17 protein-coding genes are annotated in these 18,647 nt (G+C 71.0%); 7 read left to right on the top strand and 10 right to left on the bottom strand.

Annotated elements, in window-relative coordinates; genetic code table 11:
- From OF819_RS01570 to OF819_RS01590, 5 genes are all read right to left on the bottom strand, one after another.
- Positions 1-1,791, bottom strand: a complete 1,791-nt coding sequence (locus tag OF819_RS01570; RefSeq protein WP_267241419.1) for a glycoside hydrolase family 15 protein — start codon at positions 1,789-1,791, stop codon at positions 1-3.
- 106 nt (positions 1,792-1,897) lie between these two features.
- Positions 1,898-2,692 (bottom strand): SURF1 family protein, encoded by a 795-nt coding sequence (locus OF819_RS01575; protein WP_267241420.1) that lies wholly within the window; start codon positions 2,690-2,692, stop codon positions 1,898-1,900.
- Positions 2,693-2,749: 57 nt separating this feature from the next.
- Positions 2,750-2,983 carry a hypothetical protein gene (locus OF819_RS01580; protein WP_267241421.1) on the bottom strand — a complete coding sequence of 78 codons (234 nt, stop codon included), beginning with the start codon at positions 2,981-2,983 and terminating at the stop codon, positions 2,750-2,752.
- A gap of 206 nt (positions 2,984-3,189) precedes the next feature.
- Positions 3,190-3,585, bottom strand: a complete 396-nt coding sequence (locus OF819_RS01585) for a peptidoglycan-binding domain-containing protein (protein ID WP_267241422.1) — start codon at positions 3,583-3,585, stop codon at positions 3,190-3,192.
- A gap of 222 nt (positions 3,586-3,807) precedes the next feature.
- Complete coding sequence (locus OF819_RS01590) at positions 3,808-4,845, bottom strand: DEDDh family exonuclease (RefSeq protein ID WP_267241423.1); 1,038 nt, start codon at positions 4,843-4,845, stop codon at positions 3,808-3,810.
- A 137-nt stretch (positions 4,846-4,982) separates the two neighbouring features.
- Here OF819_RS01590 and OF819_RS01595 point away from each other — a divergent pair, with 137 nt between their 5' ends.
- On the top strand, positions 4,983-5,690 hold the full coding sequence (locus OF819_RS01595) for a VIT1/CCC1 transporter family protein (RefSeq protein ID WP_267241424.1): 708 nt from the start codon (positions 4,983-4,985) through the stop codon (positions 5,688-5,690).
- 5 nt (positions 5,691-5,695) lie between these two features.
- On the opposite strand, the gene OF819_RS01600 is transcribed toward OF819_RS01595, so the two are convergent.
- Complete coding sequence (locus OF819_RS01600; RefSeq protein ID WP_267241425.1) at positions 5,696-8,767, bottom strand: NACHT domain-containing protein; 3,072 nt, start codon at positions 8,765-8,767, stop codon at positions 5,696-5,698.
- A 181-nt stretch (positions 8,768-8,948) separates the two neighbouring features.
- Between OF819_RS01600 and OF819_RS01605 the strand changes: the two genes are divergently transcribed.
- A complete protein-coding gene (locus OF819_RS01605; protein WP_267241426.1) occupies positions 8,949-9,887 on the top strand; it encodes a sterol desaturase family protein in 939 nt (312 codons plus the stop codon).
- Positions 9,884-10,594, top strand: coding sequence for a lysoplasmalogenase (locus tag OF819_RS01610; RefSeq protein WP_267241427.1), 711 nt, complete (start codon positions 9,884-9,886; stop codon positions 10,592-10,594). Before OF819_RS01605 ends, OF819_RS01610 begins: the two co-directional genes overlap by 4 nt.
- Positions 10,595-10,644: 50 nt before the next feature.
- On the opposite strand, the gene OF819_RS01615 is transcribed toward OF819_RS01610, so the two are convergent.
- Both OF819_RS01615 and OF819_RS01620 read right to left on the bottom strand, forming a co-directional pair.
- Positions 10,645-12,105 (bottom strand): CoA transferase, encoded by a 1,461-nt coding sequence (locus tag OF819_RS01615; protein WP_267241428.1) that lies wholly within the window; start codon positions 12,103-12,105, stop codon positions 10,645-10,647.
- Positions 12,106-12,190: 85 nt separating this feature from the next.
- Positions 12,191-13,726 (bottom strand): S8 family peptidase, encoded by a 1,536-nt coding sequence (locus OF819_RS01620; protein ID WP_267241429.1) that lies wholly within the window; start codon positions 13,724-13,726, stop codon positions 12,191-12,193.
- A gap of 253 nt (positions 13,727-13,979) precedes the next feature.
- Between OF819_RS01620 and OF819_RS01625 the strand changes: the two genes are divergently transcribed.
- The 3 genes from OF819_RS01625 to moaA all read left to right on the top strand — a co-directional run bounded on the left by OF819_RS01625 (position 13,980) and on the right by moaA (position 17,162).
- On the top strand, positions 13,980-14,363 hold the full coding sequence (locus tag OF819_RS01625) for a DUF485 domain-containing protein (RefSeq protein WP_267241430.1): 384 nt from the start codon (positions 13,980-13,982) through the stop codon (positions 14,361-14,363).
- Positions 14,360-16,003 (top strand): cation acetate symporter, encoded by a 1,644-nt coding sequence (locus OF819_RS01630; RefSeq protein WP_416370449.1) that lies wholly within the window; start codon positions 14,360-14,362, stop codon positions 16,001-16,003. Before OF819_RS01625 ends, OF819_RS01630 begins: the two co-directional genes overlap by 4 nt.
- A 169-nt stretch (positions 16,004-16,172) precedes the next feature.
- Positions 16,173-17,162 carry a GTP 3',8-cyclase MoaA gene (gene moaA / locus OF819_RS01635; RefSeq protein WP_267241431.1) on the top strand — a complete coding sequence of 330 codons (990 nt, stop codon included), beginning with the start codon at positions 16,173-16,175 and terminating at the stop codon, positions 17,160-17,162.
- Here moaA and OF819_RS01640 read toward each other — a convergent pair.
- Complete coding sequence (locus OF819_RS01640; RefSeq protein WP_267241432.1) at positions 17,145-17,393, bottom strand: hypothetical protein; 249 nt, start codon at positions 17,391-17,393, stop codon at positions 17,145-17,147. The two genes, moaA and OF819_RS01640, sit on opposite strands and share 18 nt — an antisense overlap.
- A 204-nt stretch (positions 17,394-17,597) precedes the next feature.
- Entirely contained in the window at positions 17,598-18,116 is a 519-nt protein-coding gene (locus tag OF819_RS01645) for a DUF3099 domain-containing protein (protein WP_267241490.1), read from the bottom strand.
- A 223-nt stretch (positions 18,117-18,339) separates the two neighbouring features.
- Between OF819_RS01645 and OF819_RS01650 the strand changes: the two genes are divergently transcribed.
- Entirely contained in the window at positions 18,340-18,615 is a 276-nt protein-coding gene (locus OF819_RS01650; RefSeq protein WP_267241433.1) for a GlsB/YeaQ/YmgE family stress response membrane protein, read from the top strand.
- The last annotated feature ends 32 nt before the right edge of the window (positions 18,616-18,647 follow it).

Consider the following 18,647-nt stretch of genomic DNA (forward strand, 5'->3'; position numbering starts at 1 on the left):
CTATCCTGCCGTCTCCTCCCGGGACAGCGCGATAGCCGTGTTCACCAGCGCGATATGGCTGAACGCCTGGGGGAAGTTGCCCAGCTGCCGGCGGCCCGCCACGTCGTACTCCTCGGCCAGCAGGCCGACGTCATTGCGCAGGGCGAGCAGCTGCTCGAACCGCTGCCGCGCCTCCTTCACCCGGCCGGTCATCCGCAGCGCGTCGGCGAGCCAGAAAGAGCAGGCGAGAAACGTTCCTTCGCGCCCGGGCAGCCCGTCCACCGCCACGCCCGCCGTGCTGTAGCGGCGGACCAGCCCGTCCTCGCCCAGCTCGGCCCGTACCGCGTCCACCGTTCCGATCACGCGCGGGTCGTCCGGGGGCAGAAAGCCCAGCCGGGGGATCAGCAGCGTGGCCGCGTCCAGTTCCCGGGAGCCGTACGACTGGGTGAAGGTGTTCCGCTCGGGGTCGTACCCCTTCTCACACACCTCCCGGTGCACTTCGTCCCGCATCGCGCGCCACCGTGCCGCGTCCCCGTGCAGCGCCGGATAGTCCTCCAGGGTGCGTACGGCACGGTCCGCGGCCACCCACGCCATCACCTTGGAGTGCACGAAGTGCCGCCGCGGGCCCCGCACCTCCCACAGCCCCTCGTCGGGCTCCCGCCATGTGGACTCCAGGAACCCCAGCAGGCTGAGCTGCAGACTCCAGGCGTGCTCCTCGGTGGTCAGGCCCGAGTCACGGGCCAGGGCCAGGGCGTCCATCACCTCGCCGTACACGTCCAGCTGCAGCTGGCTGACCGCCTCGTTGCCGATGCGCACCGGCGCGGAGCCCCCGTACCCGCCCAGCCACGGCACTTCCATCTCCGGCAGTCTGCGCTCACCTGCCAGTCCGTACATGATCTGCAGGTCCGCGGGATCGCCCGCCACCGCGCGCAGCAGCCAGTCGCGCCATGCCTTCGCCTCGTCGAGATAGCCCGCCGTCAGCAGGGCGCTCAGGGTGAGGGAGGCGTCGCGCAGCCAGCAGTAGCGGTAGTCCCAGTTCCGTACGCCGCCGATCTCCTCGGGCAGGGAGGTGGTGGGCGCGGCGACGATGCCGCCGGTGGGGGCGTAGGTGAGCGCCTTGAGGGTGATCAGCGAGCGGACCACCGCCTCCCGGTACGGCCCCTCGTGCCGGCAGCGCGCCGCCCACACGCGCCAGTCGTGCGCGGTGTGCTCCAGTGCGGCCAGGGGGTCGATCTGTTCGGGACGGGCCTTGTGCGACGGATGCCAGGTGAGGACGAACGCCACCGTCTCGCCTTCGCCGACCGTGAACGACGAGCAGGTGCTGTACTGCTGACCCCAGGTCTTGACCCGGGGTTCGCTGCGCAGCCACACGGAGTCGGGCCCCGCGATCGCCACCCGGCAGCCGTCCGCCCGCCGCATCCACGGCACGATGGACCCGTAGTCGAAGCGCAGCCGCAGCGTCGCGCTCATCTCGACGGAGCCGCTGACGCCTTCCACGATCCGCACCACATCCGGCGCGGCGTCGCGCTGCGGCATGAAGTCGACGACCTTGACGGTGCCGGTTCCGGTCTCCCACACGGACTCCAGGATCAGTGTGTCCGCCCGGTAGCCGCGCCGGGTGCAGGGGCCCGCGCCCTTCGGGGCGATCCGCCAGTGGCCGTTTTCCTCGTCGCCGAGCAGCGCGGCGAAGCAGGCGGCCGAGTCGAAGCGGGGCAGACACAGCCAGTCGATCGATCCGTCTCTGCCGACGAGGGCGGCGGTCTGGAGATCGCCGATCAGGGCGTAGTCCTCGATGCGTTGCGTGGTCGTCACGATCCGGCGTGTTCCCGCCAGGTGTGTTTGCTAAGCAGCGGCACGGCCGGCACGGCCGGTGCGGCGCCAGCGCAGGTGCCAGCGCGGTCAGACGGCGGCAGTCAGGTCAGACGGCGGTCGCGGCGGCCGGCCCATCGGCGTCGGCCCGGTCCGCCGCCGCCTCGCGGTCGCGCTTCTCCCGGCGCACCAGGATCACCCAGCCGACCGGCACGGCCGCGGCGAAGAGCCACCACTGGACGGCGTACGCCATATGCGCGCCGATCGACTGGTGGTCCGGCTCGGGGATCTGCTCCGGACGGCCGTTCGGCGGTGCGGGCCCGGTCTGCTCCAGATAGCCGCCGAGGACCGGGCGGCCCAGCCGCTCGGCCTGCTGCTCGCTGTTGATCAGCATGGTCTGACGGGGCGGCAGCCCGGCCAGATCCTTGATGCCGCTGGCCTGTGTGGTCTCGTCGGCCTTGAGCCTGCCGGTGACCGTCACCGTGCCCTTGGGCGGGGCCGGGACCGCCGGGTACGCCTTCTGGTCGGCGGCGGCCGGCACCCAGCCGCGGTTGACCAGGACGACGCGGCCGTCGTCGAGCACCAGCGGCGTGAGCACATGGAACCCGATCCGGTCGTCGGCGTTCGTGCGGCGGCGCACGACGACTTCGTCCTCGGCGTCGAATGTGCCCGTCGCGGTGACCCGCCGCCAGTAGTCGGCGCGGGGGACGGTGTGCCCTGGGGAGGTGAGCTCCGTCACGGGCACGGGCTCCGCGCGCAGATTCCCGGCGATCAGCTCGTTCTGCGCGACCCGGCGCTCATGGCGGTGCAGCTGCCAGAAGCCCAGCTCGACCATCGTGGGGACGAGGACGAGGGCGAGGAGGGTGAGGATCACCCACTGCCGGGACAACAGGAAGCGGTACACGCACTGACCGTACCCGCCGCTTCCCGCCGCCTCGCGGCCGGGTGCCGCCCACCACGCTCACACGTGGTCGACGATGCCCGCCTTGCCCTCCGCGCGGGCGCAGTGGGCTCCGCAGTAGAAGTGGCCGTCGGCCTCGACGCCCTGGCCGATGATCTGGACCCGGCAGTGTTCGCAGATGGGCGCCAGACGATGGACGGCGCAGGCGAAGCAGTCGAATACATGCACAGCTCCTTGTGCATGCACCTCGAAGGACAGGTGGTACTCGTTTCCGCAGACCTCGCAACGTGCCATGCGCGGCATGCTCCGTCCCCCGGCCGCCGCGGGCAAGGCTATGGCGGGTGGGTCGGTACGGCTGCACCCGACCGGCCCAGCGGCGGGTACGCGTCTTCGCCGGCCGGGTCCGCGGCCGGAGGAGGGCTGAGGGGCGTAGGCGATACCGCTGTCGCCGCCGGGCGGCAGGCCCAGTGGCCGGCCGCCCGGCGGCGACGTGCGTGCGGTCAGCAGCCGTTGCGCAGCCGGTCCCAGGTGACGGGGCCGATGATGCCGTCGACGCCTATGCCGCACCAGCTCTGGAAGTCGCGCGCCGCGCGATAGGTCGCCGGGCCGAAGGCGCCGTCAATGCCGCTGGCGCCCACTCCGAAGCCCCTCGCAACCAGGAGGCACTGCGCCTCACGCACTGTGTTCCCCTGGCTTCCCTGCCGGATCGTGGGGGGCGTCCGCCTGTTGTCATAGCCGCAGTACCACGCCTGGATCGCCGAATCCCCGGCCGGCGCCGCCTTCGTCGACGCGGGCGCGGGCGCGGCCGACGCGCTGCCCGCCGACAGGGCGGTGCTGCCGGCCATGAGCGAAGCGATGACCGCGGCCGAAGCCGCGAACCGCCGCGAAATCCTCATACCCACTCCTTCACTGTCAGGGCTGGTCGATTCTCGCAGCGCACGACCCTAGAGCTCGGGGGTGCCGCATGGTAGGGGACCCAGAGGGCGCTGGCTCATTACGGCCGTTGAGGCACACGGCCGTGGCCTGGGCGCATCGATCGCCAGCGCCTTGAGCGAGGGGCATGGTGCAGACCTGACGGCGGCGGGCCATTGGGCCGAAATGCGGCAGGCCAGTCCCGGCTAGTCCGCCGGGGGCGCCGCAGGCGCCACATCGCGCAGCAGCTGCGTGAAAGCGGCCTCGTCGACGACCGGGGTCCCGTACGAGCGGGCCTTGACCACCTTGGACGTGGCGGCGTCCGGGTCGTTGGTCACCAGCAGGCTCGTCAGCCGCGAGACGGAGGTGGCGATATGCAGCCCCGCCTCGATCGCACGGTCCTCCAGCAGTTCGCGGTCCACGGAGGTGTCCCCGGAGATCGCCACCCGCATGCCCTGCATCAGCGGCTTGCCCGGCTCATAGCGGCCCGGATTGGGATGGGGACAGGCGGGCCTTTTGCGCGAAGGCCGCCAACTGCGCTGCCCATATGAGCCGTACGAGCTGGGTGAGCCGTACGGGGGGTGTGCCGCGCCGCGCGAGCCGGGCGAAGCCTGGTACCCGATACGCGGTACGGCGGGGGAGTCGGACCACTCGGTCAGGGGACGGCACTCCAGCAGCGGCAGCCTCACCCCTGCGCGCGCGGCCGCATGCAGACTGGGCCGGAACGCCTCCGCGAGCACCCGCGCGTCGTCCAGCGCATGGTGCGCCCGCTGCTGTACGACGCCGAAGTGCGCGGCGAGCGACTCCAGTCGGTGGTTGGGCAGCGGCAGCCGCAGCTCCTTGGCGAGCGCGATGGTGCACAGCCGCTGACGGGTCGGGGCCGTGCGCTCGGCCCGCGCATACTCCCGGGCGATCATCGACCAGTCGAAGATGGCGTTGTGCGCGACCAGGACACGCCCGTCGAGCCGCTCCGACAACTCGCCCGCGATGTCGCCGAAGAGCGGAGCGCCGTGCAGCATGTCGCCGGTCAGCCCGTGAATCCACACGGGGCCCGGATCGCGCTCCGGGTTGACCAGCGTGTACCAGTGGTCCTCCACCTCGCCCCGCGCGTCAAGACGGTAGACGGCGGCGGACACTATCCGGTCATCACGGGCGAGTCCGGTGGTCTCCACGTCGACGACCGCGTATCCCTGCGGATACGCGTCCGGCCACGCTGTCGCTGCTGTCGTACGGTCGTCGAGCATGGTCCCAGAGAATACGGGCCGCCACTGACAGCGATGGCGGCCGCCCCTGTACACAATCGATCGCGGCCGCCCCATACCCGCAGCCGCCGCGCGGGTCGGTACCCGTCCGGCGACGCCGCCGGTGAGAACCTCCCCACGTGACCGAACCCACCCACGCAGAGGCCCATGGAGCGCTGGGCACCCGCCTCAACTGGCTGCGGGCCGCCGTGCTCGGGGCGAACGACGGCATCGTCTCCACCGCGGGCCTCGTCGTCGGCGTCGCCGGAGCGACCACCGACCGCTCCACGCTGCTCACCGCCGGGCTCGCGGGACTCATCGCGGGCTCCATGTCCATGGCGGCCGGCGAGTATGTCTCCGTCTCCACCCAGCGCGACTCGGAGAAGGCGGCACTCGCGGTGGAGCGCTGGGAGCTGCGCGAGCAGCCGGAGGAGGAGCTCGACGAGCTGACCGGGCTGCTCAAGGACCGCGGACTGAGCGAGGAAGTGGCCCGTGAGGCGGCCGAGCAGCTCACCGCACGCGATGCGCTGCGCGCCCACGCGCGAGTCGAACTGGGCATCGACCCTGACCAGCTGACCAACCCTTGGCACGCCGCGGCCGCCAGCTTCTTCGCCTTCACGGCGGGCGCGCTGCTGCCGCTGCTGGCCATGGTCCTCCCACCGGCCCCTGAGCGCGTCTATGTCACGGTCCTGTCGGTCCTCGCCGCCCTCACCCTCACCGGCTGGTGGAGCGCCCGCCTGGGGGCCGCCCCTCCCAGGCGCGCCATGGCGCGGGTCGTGGGCGGGGGAGCGCTGGCGATGGCGGTGACGTACGGGGTGGGGTCGCTGCTGGGGGCGGCGGGGGTTTAGCGGATCTAGCGGATGATGATCCGGCCGGGGGCGAAGCGGTCCAGGCCGATGAGCGGGGTGTCGCGGGTGGCGTGGATCGTGAGCTGTTCCATGCCGGCCAAGGGGGTGAGGTCGATCGCGGGCCCGCTGGATCGCATCCACAAGTGGAGCTCGGTGAGGGAGCGAAGCTCCCGCAGTGGGCTGAGGTCTTCGGGGAGTTCACAGTGCTCCAGCTGCAGCCGCTCCAGCCGGGTGAGTCCGCTGAGCAGCTCCAGCGCACAGGGGGCGACCTGCCAGAGCCTCAGTGTGCTCAGCCCGGCCAGACTGGGCGTACGGGACAGTTGTCTCAGCTGTGTGAGCCCGGACAGCCCGAGGGAGGTCAGGCCGGGCCAGCGCTCGACGCCGTCCAGGGACACATAGCGCAGCTGCCGGAAGAGCAGGAGTTCGGTCAGGTGCGCGCCGATCGGCAGCTCGCCGACGCTTTCGATGAGCAGGGGGTGATCGAGCGCCAGCTCTCGCAGGTCGGGCATTGCCTCAAGGGCTCGCACATCCACCTCCATGTGGACGTTGGCGAGCCACAGCCCTTCGATGCCGGGCCGGGCGAGCGGTGCGAGGTCGCGGACCTCTTGACAGTAGGTGAGCGTGACCTCTTTCAGCTGCGGAAGAGCCCTCAGGGGAGCAAGGTCGGTCAGTTGCCCGTTGTCGTGGATGTACAACTCCTTGAGGCCGTGAAGGGCGAGCAACGGCGTGAGGTCGGCATGCGGGCCTGTCAGACCGACACAGCGCGCGTGCGGGATGTGCCGCACGGCCTGGAACTGTTCCGGAGTGCTGATGGACAGAAAGCCGTCGTCCCATGCCCCGGCGGCCAGCACATCCCTGGCGTACGACTCCGTGTCGAAGGAGCTCCATGCACGGGAAACCTGGACGGCAACCCGCAGGCGGTCGTCCTCCCGGAACCGTGCAATGACCGCCAGCGCCGCATCCCCCTCAAAGCTCGCCGCCGTCCGCACCACCGCCTCCGCCGTCTCCTCCTCCAGCCCCTCCGGCCCCGGCAGCAGCTCCAGCACCAGCTCACCCGCCTTGGCCAACTCCACCGCCTCATCGAGCGACCGGGGCGGCACCAGCTCCTCCGTACGCCTCTCCACCTCCCCCCGCACCTCAGGGTCCAGCTCCGGCGCGTGTTCCAGACAGGCGGCCGCGAGCAGGACGAGCCGGTTGCGCAGCCGTGGTGCGCGGTCGGCGCGCCGGAGTATCTGGCGGAGCAGCCGGGTGCGTTCCTCCACGCGCGCGTGCCCCACCGCCATACGCACCACGTCGTCCCACTGGTCGTCGTGCGCGTTCTTCACCAGGACGCCGAAGTCCCGGGACTCGACCGCCGCCTTCGCGCCCAGATAGTCCTGGAAGGTGCGGTGTACGAAGTCGACGGCGCCCGGCACGGGCTCCCGGAGCAGCCCGCTGCGGATCAGCAGATGGGCGAAGACGTCCTCCGGCCCGCCGGACACCTGAGGCATGGCCGCAAGCCATTCCCCGAGCATCTCGACGGCCTCCGGGCGGGAGGCCTCCACCTGTCCGTTGCGGATCAGCCAGTACGCCAGTCGCTGGAGCAGGGCCGTCTGCTCGTCGCGGGTGAGGGACACGCCCTCCACGCACCCGATCTCCCGCTCCATGTCGCGGCGTACGAGCAGCATGTCGAGGGCCGCGTCGTACAGCTCCTTGCGGGCGCGCGGCAGATGCATGCGCCGGTCGCGGTTGAGCGCGCACAGCAGGGCGCACATCAGCGGATTGGTGGCCAGCCGCCCCAGGTCCCGCCGGGTGGTGACGGCCTGGACCAGGGACTTCTCATAGGTGTCGAGCAGCTCCGTGTCCGCCCGGTTCTCCCGGCGCGCCGTGTCATGCCAGTGGGCGATGAACGCCCGGATGTCCCGGCGGTCCATGGGGAGCAGCGAACGCTGCGCGAAGCCCTGGGAGGCCAGCCAGTCCTCCGGGACCGCGGACGGCCGGGTCGTCACCACATACCGCGCCTCAGGAAAGGCCGCGATCAGCGACTTCAGCCAGGTCTCCGTGCGATGGCGCAGCCGCGTCGGCACCTCGTCCACACCGTCGATCAGCACCGCCGCCCGCCCCGAGGACATCAGCGCGTCGACCCATCCCGCCGGAGCCGAGCCGTGCAGCGGCACCCCCGCCGCCCGTAAGAAGTCGTCCGGCAGCGGCAGGGCCTCCGACGAGGTGAAGGCGCGCAGCCTCAGCACAAACGGCACACACCGGTTCCAGTCGGCCAGCTCGACGGGGAAGGTGCGCCGGGCCGCGTTCAGGGCCAACCACTGCACCAGCGTCGACTTGCCGGAGCCCGCGGGGCCGCGCAGCAGCACGCGGTCCGACTCCATGAGCGCCTGCTCGGCGCTGACCGCGACCCGGACCGCGCGGTCGGGCAGTCCCGGCCCTTCCCGGTCGGTCACGCTCAGACTGATGTAGGCCGTGTCCAGCGGCCATTCGCTCGCCGACCGCCCCAGCGTCAGCCCGAACAGCTCCAGCCGGCCGTGCGTCGCGGCTATGTAGTCCGCGTACCGCTGTTCGAACTCCAGCGCCGCCGCTTCCGGCCGCCGGCCCGCAAGCCCCTCCACCAGCGTCTGCGTCCGGCCCGCCGCGCGGGTCTGTTCGACTGCCGCGCGCGCCGGGAACGACGGATGCGCGGTGAGCTGCTCGACCACATGGGCGCAGCACAGCGACAGCAGCTCCTCGTACAGATCCAGCGCCCGGTCGCTCAGCCCCGCCGCCGGGCTGTGCAGTTCGTCGCGGAGCCGCTCCGGGTCCAGGTCCAGCCGGAAGAGCCGGTCCGCGCCGATCGCGCCCGCCGCGGTGAAGCTGTCCCGCACCGCGTCGACCGCCGCCAGCCGCTCATGCTCGGGCAGTGCGGCGTACGACTGTGACAGCCGCGCGGACAGCGTCTTCGCCAGCCTGTCGGGTGAGGCCGGCCGGGGGAGGGGACGCAGCGGGCGGTCCACCAGGCCCGCTCCGGGGCGTGGGGCGAGCAGGGGCTTGACCGCCGTGCCCAGCACCGTGCCGACGAGACGGGCGACGACGACTTCCAGGCTCTGCACGGCAGTTGCCCCCCCGATGGTCTCCCGATGGCGCCCCCAGACGCGCTTTCCGAGGGGGATCGTATGCGCCGCAGGATGCCGCTGTTGGCAGAAGTCGCCAATGGTCGCTGACAGATAGTCTCGCATACTTGTCGGTAACAACCTCTAGTCGCAGCCCGGCATCCGCCTCTACGGTGCACGCATGCCGAACCTGCCCGATGTCGTGCTGTGGTCGATACCCGCCTTCGTGCTGCTCACCGTGGTGGAAATGGTGAGCTGCCGTCTCCACCCGGATGAGGACGCCGCCGGGTACGAGACGAAGGACGCCGCCACCAGCGTCACCATGGGACTCGGCAGTCTCGGCTTTGATCTGCTGTGGAAGATCCCCATCGTCGCCATCTACACGGCGGTCTATGAACTGACCCCCGCCCGGGTGCCCGTCGCCTGGTGGACCATTCCGCTGATGCTGCTCGCTCAGGACTTCTTCTACTACTGGTCGCACCGCGGACACCATGTGATCCGCATCCTGTGGGCCTGCCATGTCGTCCACCACTCCAGCCGGAAGTTCAACCTCACCACCGCGCTGCGCCAGCCGTGGACCTCGCTGACCGTCTGGCCGTTCTATCTGCCGCTCATCGCCTGCGGCGTACACCCCGCGGCTCTGGCCTTCTGCTCTTCGGCGAACCTCGTGTACCAGTTCTGGGTGCACACCGAGCGGATCGACAAGCTGCCGCGGCCCTTCGAGTACATCCTGAACACGCCCTCCCACCACCGGGTGCACCATGCCTCCCAGGGCGGCTACCTCGACCGGAACTTCGGCGGAATCCTGATCGTCTGGGACCGGCTCTTCGGCTCCTTCACCCCCGAGACCGAACGCCCCGTCTACGGGCTCACCAAGAACATCGACACCTACAACCCGCTGCGGGTCGCCACCCATGAGTACGCGGCCATCGCCCGCGATCTGAGGGCCGCGCGCAGCTGGCGCGAGCGCGGCGGGCGGCTCTTCCGCGGGCCGGGCTGGCAGCCGCAGCCCGTCCTCACGCAGCCGCAGCCGCCCCTCACGGAGCCGCAGCCCGCACCGCCCACGGCGCCGGACAGCGGCGGCGGCCAGACGGCGACGGCCCCGGAGCGGGTCGCATGACCGCACAGGGGCTCCCGCAGGCCCGGCGGCCTGACGCCTCGGCGCCCCCGGCCAAGGGCGCCGGCGGCACCCGGGAGTCAGCCGCCCGACTGCTGCTCACCGCCTTCCTCGCCGCCCTCGCCGCCGATCTGCTCTCGCTCACCCTCGGGTACGACACGGGCCACACCGCCGCCAAACCGCTCCTCATGCCGCTCCTGGCCGGGTACGCGGCCGCCCGCCATGCGCCCCCGCTTCTGATCGCGGCCCTGCTGTTCGGCTGGGGCGGCGATGTGTTCCTGCTGGGTGAGGCGGACTGGGCCTTCCTCGTCGGCATGGCCTCCTTCGCCGCCGGACATGTCTGCTATCTGCTGCTGTTCCGGCCGTATGCCCGCCGCACCCCCGCGACACCGGCCCTGGCCGCGGGATACGCCGCCGCCCTCGTCGTCACCGTCGCGTTCCTCTGGCCCGACCTGCCCGGCGAACTGCGCGTCCCCGTCGCCGGCTACTCACTGCTGCTCACCGCCATGGCGTGGCGGGCGAGCACGCTCGGACTGCTCGCGGGCGCGGGCGGCGCGCTCTTTCTGCTCTCCGACACCCTTATCGCGACGGGTGTGGCCGAATGGCCCCAGCTGCCCGCGCCCGATCTATGGATCATGCTCACCTATGGTGTGGCGCAGCTGCTGCTGACCAGGGGAGTGCTGACAGCCCGGCAGCGGCCACGGGACTGACACTCACCGACGGCTGACATTCACTGACGGCTGACATTCACTGTCAGCCCTCAGAGCCACTCCGGCGCATCCGCGCCCCACCGGCCCGACGGGCGGGCCCAGTTCGACGGGCCGTTGTCGAGCAGCACCGGCGGCAGAGCGTGGCGCAGCCGGCCCATCGGGCTGTCCGTCTCGGTGAGCCAGGGCTCCGGATCGTACGGCCGGGGCTCCTCACGCGGCGCGTCCTTCTCCAGGCCGTGCGTCAGCCACGCCGCCGTACGGGCCAGCGCCGCATCCACCAGGCGCGCGCCGCCCTCCTCGCACTGGTCCGTCAGCGCCCGCAGGACGCCCGCCGCGAGCAGATAGCCCGTCGCATGGTCCAGGGCCTGCGTCGGCAGCGCCCCGGGGGCGCCGGCGCCCGCGGCCTCGGTCACGGCGATGCCCGTCGCCGCCTGTACCAGGCTGTCGAAACCGCGCCGTGCGGCCCACGGCCCATACCGGCCCCACGCGGACAGCCGGCCGATCACCAGACCGGGACGGCGTTCGGCCAGCTCCTCAGGGGACAGTCCGGGCAGCTGCTCCAGCGCGCCCGGCCGATAGCCCAGCACCACCACATCCGCTTGCGCGAGCAGCTCCTCGAAGGCCCGGCGGTCGCCCCCGCTCCCGCCCCCGCGCAGATCGAGCAGCGTGGACCGCTTCCCCAGGCCCGTGTCGTTGTGGATGTCCTGGGACTCGGCAAGCCCGGGGTCGTCGACACGCAGCACGTCCGCGCCCAGCAGCGCCAGCGTGCGGGTCGCGATCGGCCCGGCCAGAACGCGGGTGAGGTCCAGCACCCGCAGCCCCGCGGCCGGTGACAGCGTCCCGTCCGCGAGCCGTGCAGACCCCGCAGGACTCCGCCGCGGGCCGCCGCCCAGCCGTTCGACCGTCAGCAGCGGGCGCTTCGCGGACAGCGTCCCCTGCTCATGCGCCGCCCACTCCTCGGGGCTGCGCACGGCGACGGCCAGTCCGCCGGCCGCGTACACCGTCTCCTCGACCTCCAGCGCCCGCCGTGCCGCCAGCTCCGCCCCGACGGCCTCCGTCTGCGCCTGCGCATCCGTATCCGTATGCGCGTTCGGGCGGTCCGGCAGGCCCAGCGCCGTCAGCAGCCGTGCCCGGTGGTGCGGATAGTTCGCATGCGTACGGACCCAGCCGTCCGCCGTCCGCCAGAACCGTGACAGCGGGGCGAAGGCCGCCGGGGCGACGCCGTCCACCCGGACCAGCCGATCGCTGAGAAAGGCGGCCGTCACCGCGCCGTCGTCCACCCGCACTCCCGGCACGGAGCCGCCTTCAGCCCGCCGGGCGGCGAACTCCGCCGCGGCCAGCGAACAGCCGGCCACGGCCGCCCGCGCCAGCTCCATGACGGGCAGCGCCGACGGCAGCGCCCCCTCGCCTTCGTACCGGACCCTGCTCAGCAGCGCGGGATCCCCACCGAGCGCCTCCCACACCTGAGCCGTGCCCCGCGCACGCGCCGGTGCGCCAGAAGTGTCAGTCATGCACGCACTATGGCACCCGGTGCCACCGCGGCATGCGGAAGGGCCGGGCGCGAATGCCGCGCCCGGCCCCTGCCCTGACGGGGTGCTACCAGCGCACCGCGTCCAGCGCGTCCACGATGCCCGAGCCGTAGAAGCCGTTCTTGAACGTGCTTCCCTCGCACACCGCGTCGACCGTGCCGTCGCCGTTGATGTCGTACGGGTTGGTGCACGCCTTGTCGTCCGCCTGGAGCGACAGCAGCGCCTTCACGATCCCCGGTGTGGCATACGGGTGCTTCGACTTGATCAGCGCCGCGACGCCCGCGACATGCGGCGAGGCCATCGACGTACCGCCCTTGTAGCCGAAGCCGCCGCCCGGCAGCGTGGACAGGATCAGGCCGCTGGTGGCCGGGGCCTCCGGCGGCTGGTAGCTGGTCCTGTCCCCGCCCGGAGCGGAGATGTCGATGACGCCGTTGCCGTAGTTGGAGTACGACGCCTTCAGGTTCTTCGCACCCAGCGCCGAGACCGTCACGACCCCCGGAATCTGGGTCGGGATGTCCAGGCACTCACGCGGGTTGATGACCCGCTCGGTCGGCGTGGTGTCGTTGGGGCTGGTGGTGTCCGTCAGCTCGTCGGCCGCCAGGTCCATACGGGAGTTGCCGGCCGCGGCGACGTTCACCGCGCCCTTGCGCTCGGCGTACCGCGCGGCCCGGGAGACCGCCTCGACCAGGGCCTTCTGGTCCTCGTCGTTCTTGCAGTTGAACAGCCACGGGTCGGTGTAATAGCTGTTGTTGGTGACATCGACGCCATGCTCGGCGGCCCAGACGAAGCCGCAGACCACGGCCTCCGTGTAGAAGAAGCCGTCCGGCTGGGAGACCTTGATGCCGGAGACCTTCACGCCCGGGGCGACGCCCGTGATGCCGTAGTCGTTCTTCGCGGCGGCGATCGTGCCCGCGACATGCGTGCCGTGGTCCGACTCGTCGGGGCCCGGACGCCAGGCGCCGTCGGCCGTGTTCGGCACCCCGCCGACACAGCTCACGGACGCCTTGCGGTCGAAGTTGGGCGCCAGGTCCGGGTGGGTGTCGTCCACGCCGGTGTCGATGACGGCGACCGTCACCTTGCTGCTGCCCAGCGTCTTCTTGTGCGCCTGGTCCGCCTTGATGGCGGGCAGGTCCCACTGCAGGGGCTCCAGCGGGTCCTGGCCGTCCTCGGCCTTCGCCGCCGCCTCCTTGGCCTCCTGCGCGCTCAGCGGCTGCTCGGCCTCGATGGCCGTGTCCCCCGCGGACTGAAGCGGCGCGGTGCGCGTGGCCCCCGCCGACTCGACGCCCCTGGCCTTGCGGATCGTCTCGGCGAAGTCCGGGTTCTGCGAGTGGACGACGATGACGCCGATCTGGTCGTAGGCGTACACCACCGTTCCGCCGGCCTTGGCTATCGCCTTCTTCACGGACTTGGCCACGCCGTATCCGCGCTTCACGTTCACGACGTACGACAGTTTCTCGCCGGAAGTCGACACCGCCGCGGGCGATGTCGCGTCCACCGGGGCGGCGGTCGCCGCGCTGGTGGGGAGGAAGCCGAGTGAGGCCGTGAGCGCCAGGCCGACGGGGAGCGCGAGAGCACGCTGCCGCCTGGATCCCAGATGAGCCATGGGTTCTCCACATCATCGGTCAGAACCGCCCAGACACCCCTGTGCGAATGGGCGGGTACATGACGAAGGAAGCTATCGCCGATCATGCCCGCGCATCAATGACTTACGGCAAATCCGGTAACAAAAAGGCCGGTGCTGAACCGGTTCTCTTCGCTCTCCGTGCCGTTGACAGGGGGACGACAACATCACCCCACCCCCCACTGTGAGGTCCCCCTTGTCCGTCCCCACCACACCCGCGTCGCGAGGAGATTCCGTGGCCACCGATGCACCGCCGCCCCGAGCCGGCACGGACGCCGGCGCCGCCCAGCCCACGACGGAGGCGTTCGCCGAGGTGCAGCAGAGCGCTCAGTTCGGCGAACTGCGCCGTGCGTACCGCTCCTTCGCCTTTCCGCTGACGGTCGGCTTCATCGCCTGGTACCTGCTGTACGTCCTGCTGTCCAACTACGCCGGCGGATTCATGGGCGTGAAGGTCTTCGGCAACGTCAACGTCGCCCTGGTCTTCGGCCTCGCCCAGTTCGCCACCACATTCCTGATCGCCTGGCTGTACTCACGGCATGCCGCGGCCAGGCTCGACCCGAAGGCCGAGGCCATCAAATCCCGTATGGCGGCCGAGTCCCGCACGGAGGCTGACGCATGACCCACACGCTCCGCCACATGGCGGCCTCTCACCCTCTGGCGGCCTCCAGCGGCGCCTCCGAGCACCGGCCCCTGATCATCTCGCTGTTCGCCGCCTTTGTGATCGCGACGCTGTTCATCACGGTCTGGGCCGGCCGCCAGACCAAGGACGCCGCCGACTTCTACGCCGGCGGACGCCAGTTCACCGGCTTCCAGAACGGACTGGCCATCTCCGGCGACTATATGTCCGCCGCGTCCTTCCTCGGCATCGCCGGCGCCATCGCCCTGTACGGATACGACGGCTTCCTGTACTCCATCGGCTTCCTGGTCGCCTGGCTTGTCGCCCTGCTGCTGGTCGCCGAACCGCTGCGCAACTCGGGACGCTTCACCATGGGCGACGTCCTCGCCTACCGCATGCGCCAGCGGCCCGTGCGCACCGCCGCGGGCACCTCCACCATCGTCGTCTCGATCTTCTATCTGCTCGCCCAGATGGCGGGAGCCGGCGTCCTGGTCTCCCTGCTGCTCGGCATCACCAGCGACGGCGGAAAGATCGCGATCGTGGCGCTGGTCGGCGTACTGATGATCCTTTATGTCACCATCGGCGGAATGAAGGGCACCACCTGGGTGCAGATGGTCAAGGCCGTCCTGCTGATCGCGGGCACCCTGCTCATCACCTTCCTGGTGCTGTGGAAGTTCGACTTCAACATCTCCCAGCTGCTCGGCGCCGCCGCCGACCGCAGCGGCCAGGGCGCGCAGTTCCTGGAGCCGGGCCTGAAGTACGGCGTGGACGGCATGACGAAGCTGGACTTCATCTCCCTGGGCATCGCCCTCGTCCTGGGCACCGCGGGGCTGCCGCACATCCTCATCCGCTTCTACACCGTGCCCACAGCCCAGGCCGCCCGGAAGTCCGTCAACTGGGCCATCGGCATCATCGGCGCCTTCTATCTGATGACCATCGCCCTCGGCTTCGGCGCCGCGGCGCTCGTCGGACCCGAGGAGATCAAGGCGTCCAACCCCGCGGGCAACACCGCGGCACCGCTGCTCGCCCTGCATGTCGGCGGGGTGGACTCGGCCGGCGGAGCGATTCTGCTCGCGGTGATCTCGGCGGTCGCGTTCGCCACCATCCTCGCCGTGGTCGCCGGCCTCACCCTCGCCTCCTCCTCGTCCTTCGCGCACGACATCTACGCCAATGTCATCCGCAAGGGGCAGGCCGATGAGAAGGAAGAGGTCCGCGCGGCCCGCTGGGCGACGGTCTTCATCGGGGTCGTCTCCATCGCGCTGGGCGCGCTGGCCCGTGATCTGAACGTCGCCGGGCTGGTCGCCCTCGCCTTCGCGGTCGCCGCCTCGGCCAACCTGCCCACCATCCTCTACAGCCTGTTCTGGAAGAGGTTCACCACCCAGGGCGCGCTCTGGTCGATCTACGGCGGTCTGCTCGCCTCCGTGACCCTGGTGCTGTTCTCGCCGGTCGTCTCCGGCAAGGCGTCCTCCATGTTCCCGGACGCCGACTTCGCCTGGTTCCCGCTGTCGAACCCCGGCATCATCTCGATCCCGCTGGGCTTCCTGCTCGGCTGGCTCGGCTCCGTGCTGTCCAAGGACGAGCCGGACGCCGGAAAGTACGCGGAGCTGGAGGTCAAGTCCCTCACCGGCATCGGCGCCCACTGAGACGGCGTGTCCCGCACGGCCTTGTCGCAGACGCCCGTCGTAGGGATCTACGACAAGGCCGTGCCGCTCATCGTGAGAATCGCGCCACGTGGTTGTCACAGGTGTGCCGTAGGCTCAAAGGAGTCCTGATCGTTCATCCGGGGGACCGCCGTTTGGGAGGGGGCCTGCCGTGCTCATCGACACCTATGGCCGAGTGGCCACCGACCTGCGGGTCTCACTCACCGACCGGTGCAATCTGCGCTGCACCTACTGCATGCCCGAGGAGGGCCTGCAGTGGCTGGCCAAGCCGGATCTGCTCACCGACGACGAGATCGTCCGGCTGATCCGGATCGCCGTCACCGACCTCGGCGTGACCGAGGTCCGCTTCACCGGCGGAGAGCCGCTGCTGCGGCCGGGGCTCGTCGGCATCGTGGAGCGGTGCGCCGCCCTGGAGCCCCGCCCCAGGATGTCCCTGACGACCAACGGCATCGGGCTGCAGCGCACGGCGGAGGCGCTCAAGGCCGCTGGCCTGGACCGGGTCAATGTCTCCCTGGACACCCTCCGGCCCGATGTCTTCAAGACCCTCACTCGCCGTGACCGGCATCAGGACGTCCTGAAGGGCCTCGCCGCGGCGCGCGCCGCCGGGCTCACCCCCGTCAAGGTCAATACGGTGCTGATGCCGGGGCTCAATGACGACGAGGCCCCCGATCTGCTGGCCTGGGCCATGGAGCATGACTACGAGCTGCGCTTTATCGAGCAGATGCCGCTGGACGCCCAGCACGGCTGGACGCGCGACGGAATGATCACCGCCGGTGACATCCTCGCGTCCCTGCGCACCCGCTTCACCCTCACTCCCGAGGGCGACGACGAGCGGGGCTCGGCCCCCGCCGAGCGCTGGGTCGTGGACGGCGGACGGCACCGTGTGGGCGTCATCGCCTCCGTCACCCGCCCGTTCTGCCGGGCCTGCGACCGCACCCGGCTCACCGCCGACGGCCAGGTCCGCACCTGCCTCTTCGCCCGCGAGGAGACGGATCTGCGGGCCGCGCTGCGTTCGGACGCCCCGGACGAGGAGGTCGCCGCGATATGGCGGCAGGCGATGTGGGGCAAGAAGGCCGGCTCCGGGCTGGACGACCCGGCGTTTCTGCAGCCTCAGCGCCCGATGTCAGCGATCGGCGGCTGAGCCGGAGCCCTGTTGCCCCTGTTCCCGCTGCTGCCACTCCGCCAGGGTGACCACGTCCTTGAGGAAGCCGCGCAGACCGAGGAACTGGGACAGATGCTCCCGGTGCTCCTCGCAGGCCAGCCAGGTCTTCCGCCGCTCGGGGGTGTGCAGCTTGGGGTTGTTCCAGGCCAGCACCCACACGGCGGCCGTGCGGCAGCCCTTCGCGGAGCAGATCGGTGTCTCGTCAGTCACTCTCGTGTCCAGATGTTGCACATGAACGACGCCGAGCAGCCACGGGGGGAGCTGCCCGGCGTCGGTCTGTCGCTCCGACGGGGGATGCGGAGCGCGTAGGAAGTATGTCACGGGGAAGGGGCTGCGGTGCACCGGAACGTCATGATTGATCTGAGCTTTTCCTGAGCTTTGCAGCACCGCAATGTGCGCCATGGCCGCTCCGGGTCAGCTCAGGCCGCTTCCAGGGGCTATGTGCTCCTGCTGCTGCGCTGCGGGCCCGGCGGGCGCGTCCGCGGCGGGTACGCGGCTGTCCGTCCGCTCCGTCCCGCCGTCCGGTTCGGCCCGTTCCGCCTGCTCGGTCTGCTCAGCCCGCTCGGCCGATTCGGCGGGCCCGAGCATCGGCCGGGACGGGGCGGACACAAAAGTCGACGGCAGGGAGGGCGTGCTCTCCCGGCCGGCGTTGGCGATCACCACGGCGACATAGGGCAGCAGAGCCCCGAGCACCAGCGCGACGATCGCCACATGGCGCTCCACATTCCACAGAGCCGCCGCGAGGATCACCGCGACGGTGCGCACCGACATGGAGATCACATAGCGCCGCTGGCGGCCGCGCACATCCTCGGCCAGCCCCTGCCGGGCTCCCGTGATCCGGAAGACCTGTGCTCCGCCCTGCTTCCGCGTCACGTTCCACCACCCGCTTTTCCCTGGCGGCCGCGCCCCGGCCGCTCCCGGGTCCCGCCGCATCCGCTGCCGGGGCCCTGCTGTGTCCACCGTACGCCCGGGCTCCCACGGCCAGGAGACCGGGGCCGGACTGCCGTTGAGTGTCCGCTCTGCGCCGCGGCGGTCGACGCCGTACTGCAGATGGCGCGCCCGGCATGCGCTGTTCGGCGGACCACCCGAGACTGGCCAGGTAGTCGGGCGGTGCCCGCGCAGAGCGGACACACGGCAGCGGTGCGAGGAGGCAGCCATGGGCTGGTTGTGGGCGATCATCGTGGGACTGGTGCTGGGCCTGATCGCCAAGGCGCTCATTCCCGGCAAGCAGCACAGCCCGCTGTGGCTGACGACCCTCTTCGGCATGGCGGGAGCGGCCGCCGGCAACTGGATGGCCATGGGCCTCGGCATCGACGAGACCCGCGGCATCGACTGGGGCCGCCATGCCCTGCAGCTCGGCGCCGCGATCGTGATCGTCCTGCTGGGCGACATGGCGTACACGGCGGCCCGCCGCAACAAACAGCGAGTCTGAGCCGGTCAGCGCCGGTCAGCAGGACGGCGGCG

It is taken from the genome of Streptomyces sp. PR69 (assembly GCF_026420845.1).
Classification (GTDB): Bacteria; Actinomycetota; Actinomycetes; order Streptomycetales; family Streptomycetaceae; genus Streptomyces.